Annotated in this window: 13 protein-coding genes; all 13 read left to right on the plus strand. The window is 53.1% G+C overall.

The features are described 5' to 3' along the window. Positions 1-208: 208 nt before the first annotated feature. Positions 209-3,688 carry a PKD domain-containing protein gene (locus Q4E93_RS00585; protein WP_303582118.1) on the plus strand — a complete coding sequence of 1,160 codons (3,480 nt, stop codon included), beginning with the start codon at positions 209-211 and terminating at the stop codon, positions 3,686-3,688. A 163-nt stretch (positions 3,689-3,851) separates the two neighbouring features. Then, positions 3,852-4,283, plus strand: a complete 432-nt coding sequence (locus Q4E93_RS00590) for a CBS domain-containing protein (protein WP_303582120.1) — start codon at positions 3,852-3,854, stop codon at positions 4,281-4,283. Between the two features lie 78 nt (positions 4,284-4,361). Next, entirely contained in the window at positions 4,362-4,790 is a 429-nt protein-coding gene (locus tag Q4E93_RS00595; protein WP_303582122.1) for an NADH-quinone oxidoreductase subunit A, read from the plus strand. 4 nt (positions 4,791-4,794) lie between these two features. Beyond that, positions 4,795-5,433 carry an NADH-quinone oxidoreductase subunit B gene (locus tag Q4E93_RS00600; RefSeq protein ID WP_303582124.1) on the plus strand — a complete coding sequence of 213 codons (639 nt, stop codon included), beginning with the start codon at positions 4,795-4,797 and terminating at the stop codon, positions 5,431-5,433. Positions 5,434-5,451: 18 nt separating this feature from the next. Next, positions 5,452-7,200, plus strand: a complete 1,749-nt coding sequence (gene nuoC / locus Q4E93_RS00605) for an NADH-quinone oxidoreductase subunit C/D (protein WP_303582126.1) — start codon at positions 5,452-5,454, stop codon at positions 7,198-7,200. A gap of 20 nt (positions 7,201-7,220) precedes the next feature. Next, a complete protein-coding gene (gene nuoE / locus Q4E93_RS00610; RefSeq protein ID WP_303582128.1) occupies positions 7,221-7,685 on the plus strand; it encodes an NADH-quinone oxidoreductase subunit NuoE in 465 nt (154 codons plus the stop codon). Between the two features lie 17 nt (positions 7,686-7,702). After that, positions 7,703-8,977 carry an NADH-quinone oxidoreductase subunit NuoF gene (gene nuoF / locus Q4E93_RS00615; protein ID WP_303582130.1) on the plus strand — a complete coding sequence of 425 codons (1,275 nt, stop codon included), beginning with the start codon at positions 7,703-7,705 and terminating at the stop codon, positions 8,975-8,977. Between the two features lie 17 nt (positions 8,978-8,994). Then, positions 8,995-11,616: an NADH-quinone oxidoreductase subunit NuoG gene (gene nuoG / locus Q4E93_RS00620; protein ID WP_303582132.1), complete on the plus strand. Its 2,622-nt coding sequence runs from the start codon at positions 8,995-8,997 to the stop codon at positions 11,614-11,616. Next, on the plus strand, positions 11,613-12,569 hold the full coding sequence (gene nuoH, locus Q4E93_RS00625; protein WP_303582134.1) for an NADH-quinone oxidoreductase subunit NuoH: 957 nt from the start codon (positions 11,613-11,615) through the stop codon (positions 12,567-12,569). The genes nuoG and nuoH overlap by 4 nt, the downstream gene beginning before the upstream one ends. Before the next feature lie 20 nt (positions 12,570-12,589). Next, the gene (nuoI, locus tag Q4E93_RS00630; protein ID WP_303582136.1) at positions 12,590-13,105 is read left to right on the plus strand and encodes an NADH-quinone oxidoreductase subunit NuoI; all 516 of its coding nucleotides are present in this window, start codon (positions 12,590-12,592) and stop codon (positions 13,103-13,105) included. A 1-nt stretch (position 13,106) separates the two neighbouring features. Further along, positions 13,107-13,646 (plus strand): NADH-quinone oxidoreductase subunit J, encoded by a 540-nt coding sequence (gene nuoJ / locus Q4E93_RS00635; protein ID WP_303582138.1) that lies wholly within the window; start codon positions 13,107-13,109, stop codon positions 13,644-13,646. After that, positions 13,643-13,969, plus strand: a complete 327-nt coding sequence (gene nuoK, locus Q4E93_RS00640) for an NADH-quinone oxidoreductase subunit NuoK (RefSeq protein WP_303582140.1) — start codon at positions 13,643-13,645, stop codon at positions 13,967-13,969. The genes nuoJ and nuoK overlap by 4 nt, the downstream gene beginning before the upstream one ends. A gap of 9 nt (positions 13,970-13,978) precedes the next feature. Continuing rightward, positions 13,979-15,859 (plus strand): NADH-quinone oxidoreductase subunit L, encoded by a 1,881-nt coding sequence (gene nuoL, locus Q4E93_RS00645; protein WP_303582142.1) that lies wholly within the window; start codon positions 13,979-13,981, stop codon positions 15,857-15,859. Positions 15,860-15,875 lie beyond the last annotated feature (16 nt).

The following is a 15,875-nucleotide window of genomic DNA, read 5'->3' on the forward strand; positions in this document are numbered from 1 at the left end:
AGTGAAGCAGTAAAATATAAGGTTCCTACCTACTGGTTTTACCTTGATAAAGAATTGATAATCTGGTCTCACCGGATTTTACGTGTATGCTCCTACCATTCCCCGTAAGATGTCACATAAATGGTTTAAAGATGGATTTGAATTCAGCAGATGAACAACAATGCTGCGTTTCTTTGTAGTACAAATTTCAAATTCAAAATCCACTCTAATGAAAACCATTCTACCCACACTCGTCCTGATATTCCTCTTCTTTCAGGCAAAAACACAGTTTACTTCTACTTCGAATGAGACACACGATTTCATCACGTATGATACGGTCTATAACCTCCAACTGGATCCATGGCATACCGTGGTATACCGGCTCACTATTTCGCGGCCGGCCAATATGTTCACTACGGGTCATCCCGATACCGCATCCCGTCCCGCATTCATTACCATGCCCGGCGTTGGGGAGATGGGGACGGACCCTTCCAAAACACGCGTTTATGGCCCTCATTTCTGGCTGAAGAATGGCTGGGACGGTTCGGTTGATCTGGGCAACGGGAAACACTATCCTATATTGATCACCCTTATTTGTGATCAGAAGCAGCCATATCCCAACTGGAACCTGGCCGTTCTGAACTACCTGTTGAAGACCTATCACATCAAACGAAACGGGGTTCACCTTGCCGGGCTTTCACAGGGCGCTTTTACCTGGTCGGGCATGATCACCTACGAGGCGACGCCGGGAGATGAGGCAGGAATGAAAAATGTCACGAGCCTGGCGCTTCTTTCGGGAGCGGCTACAGCCACCGGCAGTTTTAATTTGATGGGCCGTTGGGCGAAGAAATATAAAGGTAAATTATTCGCTACGGTAAACCCGGGAGATGCCCAGAGCATCAATCCTCCGGTGGCCGCGAAAGCAATGAATGATTCTGTAGCGGGATCGGCTTATTTCGCATGGAACAACCTGTCTTCCGGAACCAACGCGCATTGCTGCTGGAATTCGGTGTATGATCCTAATGCCAGGAACTGGCAGCCGTTCGCGCCTTTAGGTCAATATATAACCACGGGTCCATCGGCCAATTCAGCAGGAACCTATAAGACGGGCTCCCTTTTTCAATGGATGCTCAGGCAGGGTGATACTTCCATCGTTGGATCCGCCCCTGTATCTACCCCTACGCCCGCTCCTAACCAGGCGCCTGTTGCCAATGCCGGTGCAGGGCAGACCATTACGCTGCCCGTGAGCCAGGTAAACCTGTCTGGCAGCGCCACCGATGCAGACGGCACGATTGCCGCCTACGCCTGGACGAAGGTCAGCGGAGGCAGTGCAACGATCGTATCTCCCTCCACCGCAGCAACTGCCGTCTCCGGACTGGTTGCAGGAACGTATGTTTTCAGGCTGACGGCCACCGATAACCTGGGAAGCAAAGCTACCTCGGATGTTACGGTCATTGTGAATGCTGCCGTCGTAACCTCGCCCGTGGTCGACACGACCGTGACGTCGGCAGGTCTTCGCATCGTAAAAGTGCTCACCTGCGAATACCGGGCTGGTTATATCATGTCCGATGGAAAGCTCTATGGCGTATGTAACATGACGCCTACGGTAGTATCTTATCCCATCGCAACAGGAAGGAAGATCGTTGAGGGTGCCGCGGGATTCAACGTATTCAGGGTACTGGATGATCAGGGTTATGTATGGAGCAGCCGGATAGACTACACCACTAACATGGACCGCACCGATACGGATACCTCGGGCCTGCCTTTTGACGGCAATGTTTCTATCTATGCCTACGCCAGCACCACCCTTACCATCAGGAAAGACGGATCACTTTGGTACATGGGCGATGATACGTTCCATTTATTCCATACCACCGGAAGTGTGAAAATGCGGCCCATCCAGCTTTCCCCTGCCGGCATGATCTGCAGGAAAGTAGATGCAGGAAGCCAGCGCATCATCTTGCTGACCACCGCAGGCCAGGTCTACGAATGGACCAGAGCAGGATCCTTGACGCCTGTATTAAAAACAATACCCCGTCCTGCGATCGATATTTTCGGATCCCATGCTAACTATGGCGGTTGCATCGTTCCGGATGCAACAGGTTCTCAGACGATGGGATACCCCTATATCTGGGGAACAAACTATGGCAACTGGGGCGGCTCGGCTCCTTTCAGCCAACCTACCTGCGTCAGGTCATTGTGGAAAATGACGGCTCCCATCAAAGAGATCTCTTCCAACTGGAACACGATTCACTACATTGATAGCTTAAGCAGGCTGTTCGGCATGGGCTTCAACGCACAGGGTGAAGTAGGAAATGGCGAAGAGATTGTCAACAGGTACACCTATGCCACTTTCCCGGGCTATGGATGGGATTTTGGCGATGGAGAAAATGCTGTCACGGTGCCTGTAGAGATAGGAAAAGGCATCAAATGGAAAAAACTGTATTCAAACAATTTCTTCTGTTTTTACAAATATGCGCAGGATGAAAACGATTCTATCTACTCTTGGGGCAGGAATAAAGCCATGGTACTGGGCAATGGTTTTAAGAACTTGCAGGAACAATATTCTCCGAATGCCATGGATGTGCTGGTGCCTACCATGGTGCATCCGATGACGGTGAAAACGCAGACGTATAATTTCACGGCGCCTTCTATCAATGCGGGTCCGAAAGTATCGGTGGCAGCGACCACGGTCACTTTATCCGGTTCTGCGAAGGGACCCCAGCTTGTAAAGAGCACAGCTGTTGCTGCAAACGGCATCGATAAGGTTGGATTCGACATCGTATCCTACCAGTGGACCAAGGTCAGTGGGCCGGACGCGGTCATTGCCACGCCTAATGCAGCCACCACCGTCGTCAACGGCCTGACCCCGGGTACTTATGTATTCAATCTGTCGACCGTGGATGCCAACAAAGGAACGCAAAGCGCTAACGATACCGTTGTCATAACGGCTCCCCAGTATACGGTAAGCACCGCCACAGTAAAACAGATACCCGGGAAATTCGAAGCAGAAAATTACGATTCCAGCACTGCCGTGATGAAAGAGATCACTTCCGACCTCAGCGGTGTCCAGGATGTATCTTCCATCGACAGCGCGGACTGGATGGACTATAAAGTAAATGTAACTGTCGCCGGGACGTACAAGGTCAGTTTCCGCGTAGCCACGCTGAACCCCAATGCCACCTTTGTACTGAGAAGCGCTACCGGCCGTACCCTGGCAAGCATTAAACTGATCAAGCCAACAGGCGGTTACCAGTCCTGGGCCACGATCAGCACCCAAATAACTTTACCCGCCGGAGCCCAGACAATACGGCTGGTGTCTACCAGCGCAGTCGGGTGGAATATCAACTGGATGTCGTTTGACGCAAGCACTACCGTGGTTGCTTCCACTTCCACCGAAAATAATGGCAGCAGTCTTGGACTGTCCACCATCGAATCGACACCGGCGCCCGTCAGCCTGTCCACCGTGAGCATTTATCCGAACCCCGTAAGGGATCACTTCACGGTGGATATCAACAACGATTTCACTGGAATGATGAATATTCAGGTGGTAAACATTGCCGGTCAGGTCAGTCTGACTCAAGTACTGTCGAAGACAGGACAGAGAAGCCAGGTGAACATAGCTGCCGCGGCGCTTACCCCCGGGATCTATATGGTCAGGGCCCAAATGGGTAGCAAGGTTGAAGTGATAAAATTGCTGAAACTATAAAAGCTGTTTCAGACTGGTGCAACGCTCCCCGGGGGATTTTTCCCGGGGAGCGTTCCCCATTAGAGGAGGACCCTGCAGGCCATAACCCTGTTGATATATAATCTTTTTTTGTAATGAAAAATAAGTTAACTTAACAGTAGGATTATTTTTCAAACGTCTTGCCATGGATACTGTTCGTGATATACTACAGATCAAGGGGAATTTGGTATATACAGTATGTCCGGAAACCTCTGTGTATGAAGCACTTGAAACTTTGGAAAACAAGAACCTCGGCGCCCTCGTCGTGTTGGAAAAATGCGGGAAGCTGGATGGCATTTTCACCGAAAGGGACTATGCCCGTAAAGTGATCTTAAAAGGTCGCTCGTCCAAAGAAACGATGGTGCAGGACATTATGACCGAAAGCCCCACGTTTGTCACTCCAGACACCAAGATTGAAGAATGCATGCAGCTGATGACCAAAAAATTCATCCGCCATCTGCCTGTAATGGACAACGATGAATTGGTCGGTATTGTTTCCATTGGTGATATAGTCAAATATATCATTAATCAGAAGGATTTCATTATCGAGCACCTTGAACATTACATCGTCAGCTGAACATTTACACGCAGGGCTGGTGTCAGGAGTTGGATGATAATACGTTGATGCATTGCTCATCAATGAAACAGTTGTTGTATGCCTGGTAACAACACCGATAGTATCCCCTTATGGCCCCTGCTATTATACGCAGGCCTGGTAAGCATATTACTGGTGGTCATTCTCACCTTATCATATATCCTCGGACAGCATCATCGGGACAGGGCCACCGGTAAACCTTATGAAGGAGGGATAGAACAGACCGGATCTGCACGAATACGTTTTTCAGCACAATTTTATTTAGTGGCTATGTTGTTCGTAGTTTTTGACGTGGAAGCCGTATTTATCATGTTATGGGCCCTCGGATTCTACGAACTGGGCTGGCGGGGATATATAGGTGTAGCCGTGTTCATTGGGCAACTGACCGTTGTATTGGTGTACGAATGGGGCATCGGCGCTTTGAACATTGGCGCAAACGCTAAAAAGATATTGAAGGTCCATATGATGAAGCAACTCCAAAATAAATGAACAGATGAATTGGTGGTTAAACAAAACAAACGATCCCACCGGGCGCTTATCCGGCACGGGCAGCATGGAAGAAGCCGTTAGTAGAAGTATTATGCTTACCTCCGTGCAGCGCCTCGTGGCATGGGGCCGAAAGAACTCCATGTGGCCTTTCCATTTCGGGTTAAGCTGCTGTTTTGTGGAAATGGCTACCAGTATTACCAGCAAATATGATGTGGCCCGGTTTGGAGCTGAAGTGATCCGCGGCACCCCGCGCGAGGCAGATGTGATGGTCATCGCCGGAACCGTTTTTATAAAGATGGTACCCATTATCAAACGGCTGCATGAACAAATGATGGAACCCCGCTGGGTGATCTCCATGGGCAGCTGCGCCAACAGCGGCGGTATGTACGATATCTACAGCGTGGTGCAGGGCGTGGATAAATTCCTGCCTGTAGACGTATATGTACCCGGCTGTCCGCCGAGACCCGATGCATTCATGCAGGGACTGGTACTGCTGGGTGCGGCAGTGGGAAAAGAAGCACGTCCGCTGAGCTGGACCATCGGCGAACAGGGGGTCATTAAGCCACATCTTACTTCCATGAAGGTGGCCAAAAGAGAGGAGAGGAGGAATATGGTGAGCTTCCGCGGAGTGGATGAAGTCTAATCAAGTGGATCCAAAGATATGCAGGACGCCAGCAACATACTTGAGCATCTGCAACGTAACTTCGGCGAAACCGCCATCCGCCAGCAACGCACTGTTGATGATCTGCTCACTTTATGGGTGCCGGCAGAAGTGTGCCTGCAGGTGATCCGGCAGCTGAAGTCAGAGATCCGCCAGCCTTATTCACTCCTTTACGACCTGTGCGCGATTGACGAACGCGACAGGACCCACAAAAACGATATGCCCGCAGTTGATTTCACCGTGGTATATCATCTCTTTTCCTTCGGCAGGAATGCGTTCATCCGGCTGAAAGTGCCGTTGCTGGGAGAGTTCCCCTCCCTTCCATCGCTCACCGCTGTATTTAAGAATGCCAACTGGTATGAACGGGAGGTATATGACATGTTCGGCATCCGCTTCGAAGGGCACCCTCACCTCCAGCGTATCCTGATGCCGCTCACCTGGCGGGGGCACCCGCTCCGGAAGGAGCACCCCGCGAGAGCAACGGAAATGGGCCCTTTTGAATTATGGGATGAAAAACAGGACCGGGAACAGGAAGCACTGCGGTTCAAACCAGAGGAATGGGGCCTGCAACGGGAAGGAGAGGACTCGGACTTCATGTTCCTGAACATCGGTCCCCAGCATCCAGGCACACATGGAGTGCTGCGGATCATCCTGCAGCTGGACGGGGAAGACATTGTCGATGCCGTACCCGAGATCGGCTTTCATCACCGGGGCGCCGAAAAGATGGGCGAGCGGCAGAGCTGGCATACTTACATTCCCTATACGGACCGGGTGGATTATTTAGGCGGAGTGATGAATAACCTGGCCTACCTGCTGGCGGTGGAAAAGCTGGCGGGCATCGACGTGCCCGATAGGGTGAAAGTGATCAGAGTGATGTTGTGCGAACTATTCCGGATAGCCAGCCACCTGGTATGGTTGGGCACCTTCGCGCAGGACCTGGGCCAGCTGTCGCCCGTGTTTTACATGTTTACCGACCGGGAAAAGATCTTCGATATCATCGAATCCATTTGCGGCGGCAGGATGCACCCTAACTGGTTTCGCATTGGCGGCGTGGCGCAGGATCTTCCGCGCGGCTGGGATGGATTGGTACGGAGTTTTGTCGATTACTTTCCTGAAAAATTACGGGAATATAAGAATATGGTCCTGCGCAACAGCCTGTTCAAGGCGCGTACGAAGGGCATTGGCATCTACACCCTGGAGGAGGCCATTGAATGGGGTGTCACCGGGCCTGGCTTGCGGGCCTGCGGATTGGAATGGGACTTCCGGAAGAGACGTCCTTATTCCGGGTATGAGCGATTCGACTTTGACATCCCTATCGCACAGCACGGCGATTGTTTCGACCGTGCCGTAGTAAGGGTGGAAGAAATGTGGCAAAGCCTGCGGATCGTGGAGCAATGTCTCAACAATATGCCGGAAGGGAATTACAAGGCGGATCATCCCCTCACCACCCCGCCGATCAAGAAATACACTATGCAGGACATAGAAACGCTGATCACCCATTTTCTGAGCGTGAGCTGGGGGCCCGTGATCCCTGCCGGTGAAGCGATGAGCTGTATCGAAGCGACAAAGGGTGCAAATAGCTATTACCTGGTCAGCGATGGCAATACGGCAGCCTACCGGGTAAGGATACGGACGCCATCCTTTCCGCATATGCAGATGGTACCGTATATCAGTAGGGGATACACGGTTGCCGACCTGCTCTCCATATTGGGGAGCGTGGATTTTGTGCTGGCGGATATTGACAGATGATCATCTATAAGCAGGATAATATGCTGACCGAAGCCGAAATGCAAGCAATAGATCATGAGATCAGCCAATTGCCTCATAAAAAGGCCGGGGTCATCGAGGCATTGAAGATCATCCAGCGACACAGGCGATGGGTTAGCGATGAGAGCGTGGAAGCCATCGCCGCCTACCTGGAAATAAGTCCCGCCGAGGTGGACAGCGTCGCCACTTTCTACAACCTCATCTTCCGGAAACCTGTTGGCAGGCACGTGATCCTGTTGTGCGACAGCATTTCCTGTTATGTAATGGGCTATGATAAGCTGTACGGCGCGCTGCAGCAGCAAGTGGGTATCCGGTTCGGCGAAACAAGCCCGGATGGCCGCTTTACGCTCCTGCCCAACGCCTGCCTGGGCTGCTGTGATCATGCCCCGGCATTAATGATCGATGAGGACCTCTTCAGGGATGTAAAAGTGGAGATGCTGGATGTGCTGCTGTCAGGATATAAGTGAGTAAAATAAAAAAGAGTATGGAACGTCCGCTGACTGAATATATTCAACCTGGTCGTCCACCGCTGGACCTGAAAGGGTATGAAATGACGGGCGGGTATGCCGCCGTCCGCAAGGTGCTGCGGGGCATGTCGCCGGCAGAAGTACAACAGCAGGTACGGGACAGTAACCTGAAGGGGCGGGGAGGGGCAGGTTTCAACACGGGCATGAAATGGAGCTTTGTTCCCATGGGCCGCGATGCCCCCGGCCCGAAATATCTCATCGCCAATGCTGACGAAATGGAGCCGGGTACATTTAAGGACAGGCTATTGATGGAAGGCAATCCACATCAGCTCATCGAGGGCATGATCCTGTCGGCCTATGCTATCCAGGCTTCTGTCTCCTATATCTTCCTCCGCTGGGCTTACCGCCAGGCGGCGCAGCTGCTGCGCAAAAGCATGGAAGAGGCGTATGCTGCCGGGTATTTGGGCCGGAATATACTGGGCAGCGGTTATAACCTGGACATGCATCTGCACACGGGTGTGGGCAGGTATATGTGTGGAGAAGAGACCGCCCTGCTCAACGCATTGGAAGGCAAACGGGCCACGCCCCGGGCGAAACCACCTTTTCCGCAGGTGAGCGGATTGTTTGGTAAACCTACCATCGTAAACAATGTGGAGACGTTGTGCTGCATCCCGCATATTGTAAATAAGGGCGCCGCCTGGTTTAAAGGATTGAGCTATAGCGAAGACAGCGGGGGCACCAAGATCTATGGGGCAAGCGGTAAAGTGAAAAGGCCCGGCGCGTGGGAGCTGCCGATGGGAGTTACCCTGCGGCAGTTGCTGGAGGAACATGCAGGCGGAATGAAGGATGGCTTCACCCTGAAAGGCGTGCTGCCGGGCGGCGCTTCCACCGATTTTTTAACAATAGATCACCTGGATGTAAAAATGGATTATACATCCGTAGCAGCGGCAGGCAGCCGTTTGGGAACAGGCACGATGGTCGTGATGGATGACGCCACCTGCCCCGTGGGATTTGTCCATAACCTGCAGCATTTTTTTGCACAGGAAAGCTGTGGCTGGTGTACCCCCTGCCGTGAAGGGCTGCCCTGGGTGGAAAAGATACTCCTGTCCATAGAGCGGGGAGAGGGCAGGGAAGAAGACATGCAACTGCTGCATATGCATACCCGGTTGCTTGGACCCGGTAATACCTTTTGCGCGCTGGCGCCTGGAGCCATGGAGCCGCTGCAAAGCGCCTTAAAATATTTCGGAGAAGATTTTCAGCGGCATATAAAAAACAAAAAATGCCCCTATTGAACTAAATAATATACTGTATGCCTACGATCCACATCGATAAGATACCGTATGCCGTCAAAGCAGGCAGGAATCTGCTGGAGGCCTGTCTGGGCTTGGGTTTCGACCTGCCTTATTTCTGCTGGCATCCGGCCTTGGGAAGCGTGGGCGCCTGCCGGCAATGCGCCGTCAAGGTGTTCAAAGACGGACAGGATACCAGGGGAAAGCTGGTGATGAGCTGCATGGAAATCGTAAAAGAAGGAATGCTCGTCTCCATCGCCGATGAAGAGGCCGCCGCTTTCCGGAGCCAGATCATAGAATGGCTGATGACCAATCATCCCCACGATTGCCCGGTGTGCGATGAAGGCGGCAACTGCCACCTGCAGGACATGACGGTGATGACAGGACACAATTACCGTCGTTTCCAATATAAAAAACGGACGTTCCTGAATCAATACCTCGGACCATTGATCCACCATGAAATGAACCGGTGCATACAATGCTACCGGTGCGTGCGGTTCTACCGGGACTATGCCGGCGGCAACGACCTGAATGTGTTTTCCGCACATGATCACGTCTACTTCGGAAGAGAGAAGGAGGGCGTATTGCAAAGCCCGTTCAGCGGCAACCTGGCGGAGATTTGCCCAACGGGCGTGTTCACGGACAAAACGCTGAAAGAACACTACACCCGTAAATGGGACCTGACGACAGCGCCTTCCGTCTGTCAGCATTGCAGCCTGGGATGCAATACGACGGCAGGCGAACGGTATGGGACCATCCGGAATATCACCAACCGGTTCAACGGCGAGGTCAACGGTTATTTTTTATGCGACCGGGGACGGTATGGCTATGCCTTCGTCAACAGCGTGAACAGGGTCGTCCAGCCCCTCCTGCGCCACCGCGCGGTAGAATCCGTGGATGATGTCACGCTGATGGAGGCGCTTACCATGCGCATGGCCCATCAAAAATTAATAGGGATCGGTTCACCGAGGGCTTCCGTGGAGAGCAACTTTGCCTTGATGCAGCTGGTGGGAAAGGAAAATTTTTACCAGGGTGTGACCGAAGAGCTGGCCTACCTGGAAAAACGGATCGTAGACGTTCTCGGCTCCGGCGCCCTGCACTGTTCGTCTCTCGGAGAAATAGCGGGGTCGGATGCGGTGCTGGTGGTAGGGGAGGACGTCTGGAATACGGCCCCCGTCATGGCGCTCGCTATCCGCCAGGCAGTGATGAAAAAAGGTTTCCTGGCCAATACCACGGTGGCGCCTTCTCCCCTGGATGAGATCAGCGCCTGCACGCTGCATGCCGCACCGGATGATATAGCCAGACTGGGTTTTGCCATTGCCCATCTGCTCGATCCTTCTGTTCCGCCGGTGCCCACCGCCAGCGAAGAAATACAGCGTACTGCGACGTCGATAGCCGAAGCGTTGAGAACAGCCAGGCGCCCTGTCATCATCAGCGGCGCTTCCTGTTACAATGAAGCGTTGATCAGAGCGGCTTATGCCATCGCCACAGCGTTGGATCCCACTGAAAGAAAGGTGGGAATAGCCTATGTATTGCCAGAATGTAACAGTATGGGTCTGGCCATGATGCGCGCCCCATCCATTGACGCGGCTATAGAAAGGACTGCGTTCGAACACGATCTTACTGTCCTCGTCCTCGAGAATGACCTCTACCGGATCCTGCCGGCAAAAAAAGCGGATGATTTTTTCCGGCGGTTTAAAAATATCATCGTACTGGATTCATTGAACAACCTAACGACGGAAAAAGCGACGGTGCTGCTGCCGGCTGCTACTTTCGCCGACGGAGACGGGACGCTCGTTAACAACGAAGGACGCGCGCAGCGTTTTTACCAGGTGTTCATACCGGCCAACCAACATATCAAAGAGAGCTGGTGGTGGTTGTGGAAGTTACATACCGCGTTGACAGCGGCAAGCAACGGTCATGAATGCCATCCGGATGAGGTGCTGGCCAGACTGGAGACAGCCTTGCCCCAGTTTGCCGGCATTTCCCGCGCCGCCCCCCCTCCTGACTTTCGTATACACGGTGAGATGATCCCCCGTGAGCCGCATCGTTACAGTGGCCGTACGGCCATGCTGGCCAACCTTTCCGTGAGTGAGCCTAAGCCGCGGCAGGATAGCGATTCCCCGATGACCTTCACGATGGAAGGCTACCAGCGAATTCCACCTTCTCCTTTGATCCCTTTTTTTTGGGCGCCAGGCTGGAATTCTGTTCAATCCGTCAACAAATACCAACAGGAACCCGGTGGCGCTTTGAAAGGGGGCGATCCGGGCATCCGCCTGTTTGAGCAAAAAGCCGGGGCCGATAGGGTTCTTTTTACGGACCCTCCCGACGCCTTTGCCGTCAGGGACCAAAAATGGATGTTGCTGCCACAGCACCATGTTTTTGGTTCGGAGGAATTAAGCGGTACTGCCGGGGCTATCGGAGAGCTTACGCCGGCGCCTGTTGTTGCCCTGTCTCCCCGGGACGCCCGACAGCTGGGCGTTGTGGAAGGGACAATTATCAGGCTGCGAATGGACCAGGAAGAAGTTTCGCTTCCGGTGAAAATACAGGAAGGACTGTGCAACGGAGTAGCATTGGCTCCGGCCGGATGGCCGGGAATGGCGGCATCGAATTGGGGAACATGGGTTAATATAAGCGCATGACCATAATGCAACATATATGGATCGTCCTGGGCGTATTGTTCGTTCTGCTCAATGTCGCCGCGGGACTCATTTGGGTGGAACGCCGGCTTCTTGCGCTGTGGCAGGACAGACTGGGACCCAATCGTGCGGGACCGCTGGGCATTTTGATCGTGCTGGCAGATACGCTCAAACTGTTCTTCAAGGAGGATTGGATCCCGCCGTTTGCGGATAAATGGGTGTTCATCACTGCACCTGCCATCGTGGTAGGCAGCGTGCTGATGAGCTTTGTCATTATTCCCTTTGCGCCCAGTGTGGTGGTGGCGGATCTCAACGTTGGGCTGTTGTTCTTCCTGGCGATGTCCTCCCTGGGCGTATACAGCATCGTTCTGGGCGGCTGGGCGTCCAATAATAAATATGCGTTGCTGGGGGCGCTGCGCGGCGCCTCGCAAATGATCGCCTACGAGGTTTTTATGGGACTGTCCCTGATGGGGGTGGTCATGCTGACGGGATCTTTCAATATGGGGGCGATCGTCGCGGCACAAAAGGATAGGTGGTTCATCGTTACCCAGCCGCTGGGTTTTATCATCTTCTTTATTGCCGGGATCGCGGAAACACATCGCCTGCCGTTCGATATTCCCGAGGCGGAAAGTGAGCTGATCGCCGGCTATCATGCGGAATATTCCGGGATGAAGTTCGGGATGTTCTTCATCGGCGAATACCTTGGTATCACGCTTATTTCGGCTATGACGGTGACATTGTTCTTCGGCGGATGGCTGGGACCCGCATTCCTGCCGCCGCTGGTTTGGTTCATCGTAAAGACGGTCGCGTTCATTGGTTTGTTCATCTTACTGCGCGCTTCTCTCCCACGACCCCGCTATGATCAGCTGATGGAATATGGGTGGAAGGTTCTGCTGCCCCTGGTGTTGGCCAACCTGCTGATCACAGGGGCTATTGCCTTGTGGATAAGGAAGTGAATGGTAAAAAAAAGTAAATTATGTTAACCCATCTGCGCACCATGTGGCTGGTGTTCTTACACTTGTTTCACAAGAAAGCCACTATTCAGTACCCGGAAGAAAAGATCCGGCTGGCCCCTCGCTGGCGGGGACGTATCGTATTGACAAAAGACCCCGATGGCGGGGAGCGCTGTGTTGGCTGCTACCTCTGCGCCGCCGCCTGCCCGGTGGACTGCATTGCGCTGCAGGCCACGGAGGATGAGAAGGGGCGCAGGTATCCCGAATTTTTCCGCATCAATTTTTCGCGATGTATTTTTTGCGGGTATTGCGAGGAAGCCTGTCCTACCTATGCCATCCAGCTGATCCCGGATTTTGAGATGGGCGAATACGCCAGGGAGAACCTGGTATTCGAGAAGGAGGATCTTCTCATCGACAGCGAAGGGAAATATCCGGGATATAACTATTACAAAGTGGCGGGCCTGGATGCGGGCGTCAAGGCAAAAGGAGAAGGGGAAAAAGAAGATCCGCCGGTGGACATCCATAGCTTATTACCATGAAATGTCAGAACTTTTCTATATAGCAACCTTTGTAGCCGTAGCGGCCACCATGCTGGCGCTGACCCGCCTCCATCCGGTGCATGCCTTACTCTACCTGGTAGTGTCCTTTTTGGCGGTGGCGATGATCTTTTTATCCCTGGGAGCTCCCTTCGTAGCGGTCTTGGAGATCATCATCTATGCCGGCGCCATTATCGTGCTGTTCATTTTTGTGGTCATGATGCTGAACCTGGGTAAGGACACTGCGCTGCAGGAAAAAAGATGGCTGCAGCCCCGGGTATGGCTGATCCCATCCCTGTTGACGCTGCTGTTGCTGGTGGAAATGGTGCTGCTGCTGCTAAGGGGAAGTAAAGCCCCTATGCTGGTGTCGGTGGTAGCGCCCAGGAACGTATCGCTGTCTTTATACGGAGAATATATCATCGCCGTAGAACTGGCCGGATTCCTGCTCATGGCGGGAGTCGTAGGCGCCGCGCACATCGGAAAACACACAAAAAAGAACCTGCACCGTTACCTGCAGGAAGAGGAGGATATTAAACAAAAATGATGCATTCCTTCAACGCCCATACCGTCCTGGTAGTTGCTGCCCTGCTTTTTGTGCTGGGACTTACAGGTGTGCTGACCCGGAAGAACATCATATTTATGCTCATTTCCGTGGAAGTGATGCTGAATGCAGCGGGCCTGGCTTTTGTGGCCGCGGGGGCCCAATGGCATCAGCCGGACGGACAAGTGATGTTCCTGTTCATCCTGGCGATGGCCGCCGCTGAAATTTCAGTAGGACTGGCGCTGGTGCTGCAGATCTACCACCAGCATAAAACGATGGACGTGGAGGATCTGGAGGAGTTAAGAGATCGGCCTAATGAAAATTAATAATTACCTATGCTTGCATCCATTGCTGCACTGCCTTTTTTAGGTTTCCTGCTCCTGTCGCTGGCGGGCCGCCGCCTGCCCAGGATCGCCATTGCATGGATAGGCGCTGGCTCCGTGAGCCTGGCGGCCATCCTCACTGTCCTATATGGCATTCACTTCCTTCAGAGCTCCCCGGACTCCGGCGTTGACAGGTGGTTATTATGGCAATGGTTCACTGCGGGCAACCTGTCCGTCTCCGTCAGCCTGAGCGTGGATGCCCTGTCGCTGGTATTTATCTTCATCATCACTTTTGTGGGCGCGCTGATCCATATTTACTCGACTGGTTATATGCGGCAGGACCGCGACTACGCCCGGTTTTTTGCCTGTATGAATTTATTCGTGGGCGCCATGCTGGTATTGGTGATGGCGGATAACCTCGTACTCCTGTATTTAGGCTGGGAAGGGGTGGGCATGTGCAGTTACCTGCTTATCGGATTCTGGTATGAATCCCCTGCCAATTGCCAGGCCGCGAATAAAGCTTTCCTGGTAACAAGGATAGGTGACACGGCAATGCTCATTGGCTTATTCCTCGTCTTTTCAGCATTACATACCCTGAACATACCTGCTATTCTTGAACAGGCCCCGGGACATTTTACAAAGGGCGCCCCCAATATAACCCTCATTGCCCTTTTATTACTGGCCGGCGGCATGGGAAAATCCGCACAGCTGCCGTTGCAGACCTGGTTGCCTGACGCCATGGCCGGCCCTTCTCCCGTCAGCGCATTGATACATGCGGCGACGATGGTCACAGCCGGGGTCTATCTCATCGCGCGGATGCACACCCTGTTCCAGCTTGCGCCGGCGGCGATGATGATCACTGCCCTCGTCGGCGGGGTGACGCTGTTCATGGCAGGCTGCAGCGCGATGGTCCAGACAGACATCAAAAGAATACTGGCCTATTCCACCATCAGCCAGATCGGGTACATGTTCCTGGCATTGGGTCTGGGCGCCTGGAGCGCGGCGATCTTTCATTTTTTTACCCATGCTTTTTTCAAGGCGCTGTTGTTCCTCGCGGCAGGCGCCGTGATAGAGGCCCTGCACCATGAGCAGGATATTTTCAGGATGGGGGGACTCAAAGCCAGGATGCCTCTGGTCTTTTATACCTTCCTGGCGGGAGCTGCCGCACTCGCGGCCCTGCCTTTCGTCAGTGCAGGTTTTTACAGCAAGGATCCGATCCTTTGGTATGCGTGGAGCAGCCGCAACGGCAATGCCTTCTTATGGGGTCTGTCGCTGGCAGGAGCATTCATCACCGCATTTTATTGCACCCGGCTGATGCTGGTTGTCTTCGGCGGAGAGATGAAGACGCGTGTAAGGGAGCTTCCCGGGAAAGCGATGACGATTCCGTTGGCCACTCTTGCCGTCTTATCCGTTGTGGCCGGGTGCATCGAATGGCCGCACAACCTGCTACACCTGTCGCTGTTCTCCGATCTTATTCAAAAGGTCCTGCCGGCTCCTGTTTTGAAAGAACAGCTGCCGGCAGAAGGCATTTTCCAGCTGGCGGCTGTCGTAGTGACCTTATTGGGTATCTACACCGGCTATCTGCTTTATCACGGGGAAAAGAGTATCCTGGTCCGGTGGCAACGATCTCCGGGAAAAGTAATGACCCGGAACTTCTTACTCGGTGGGTGGGGATTCGACCAGCTGTATGATACACTGTTCGTACAACCTTTCCTCTTCATCACCCGGGTGAACAAGACGGATGTGGTCGACCGGGTATACGAGGGCCTGGCGCAGGTGAATGTAAAATTCAACCGCCTGCTGTCGACGACCCAGAATGGTTCGCTGCGCTGGTACATCGCCGGTGTGCTCATTGGCATCCTTTTCATTATCACCTTACAATTAGTCTTATGATGCTGCCAGGAATGAT

The sequence above is a fragment of the Flavitalea plasmicola genome (genome assembly GCF_030546645.1).
Classification (GTDB): domain Bacteria; phylum Bacteroidota; class Bacteroidia; order Chitinophagales; family Chitinophagaceae; genus Puia.

Bases quoted from the DNA above. Each gene is read 5' to 3' on its own strand.
- Q4E93_RS00590 (WP_303582120.1), top strand. From the start codon at position 3,852: ATGGATACTGTTCGTGATATACTACAGATCAAGGGGAATTTGGTATAT.
- Q4E93_RS00600 (WP_303582124.1), top strand. From the start codon at position 4,795: ATGAATTGGTGGTTAAACAAAACAAACGATCCCACCGGGCGCTTATCC.
- nuoF (WP_303582130.1), top strand. From the start codon at position 7,703: ATGGAACGTCCGCTGACTGAATATATTCAACCTGGTCGTCCACCGCTG.
- nuoK (WP_303582140.1), top strand. From the start codon at position 13,643: ATGATGCATTCCTTCAACGCCCATACCGTCCTGGTAGTTGCTGCCCTG.
- Q4E93_RS00585 (WP_303582118.1), top strand. From the start codon at position 209: ATGAAAACCATTCTACCCACACTCGTCCTGATATTCCTCTTCTTTCAG.
- nuoH (WP_303582134.1), top strand. From the start codon at position 11,613: ATGACCATAATGCAACATATATGGATCGTCCTGGGCGTATTGTTCGTT.
- nuoG (WP_303582132.1), top strand. From the start codon at position 8,995: ATGCCTACGATCCACATCGATAAGATACCGTATGCCGTCAAAGCAGGC.
- nuoJ (WP_303582138.1), top strand. From the start codon at position 13,107: ATGTCAGAACTTTTCTATATAGCAACCTTTGTAGCCGTAGCGGCCACC.
- nuoL (WP_303582142.1), top strand. From the start codon at position 13,979: ATGCTTGCATCCATTGCTGCACTGCCTTTTTTAGGTTTCCTGCTCCTG.
- nuoI (WP_303582136.1), top strand. From the start codon at position 12,590: ATGTTAACCCATCTGCGCACCATGTGGCTGGTGTTCTTACACTTGTTT.
- nuoE (WP_303582128.1), top strand. From the start codon at position 7,221: ATGCTGACCGAAGCCGAAATGCAAGCAATAGATCATGAGATCAGCCAA.
- nuoC (WP_303582126.1), top strand. From the start codon at position 5,452: ATGCAGGACGCCAGCAACATACTTGAGCATCTGCAACGTAACTTCGGC.
- Q4E93_RS00595 (WP_303582122.1), top strand. From the start codon at position 4,362: ATGCCTGGTAACAACACCGATAGTATCCCCTTATGGCCCCTGCTATTA.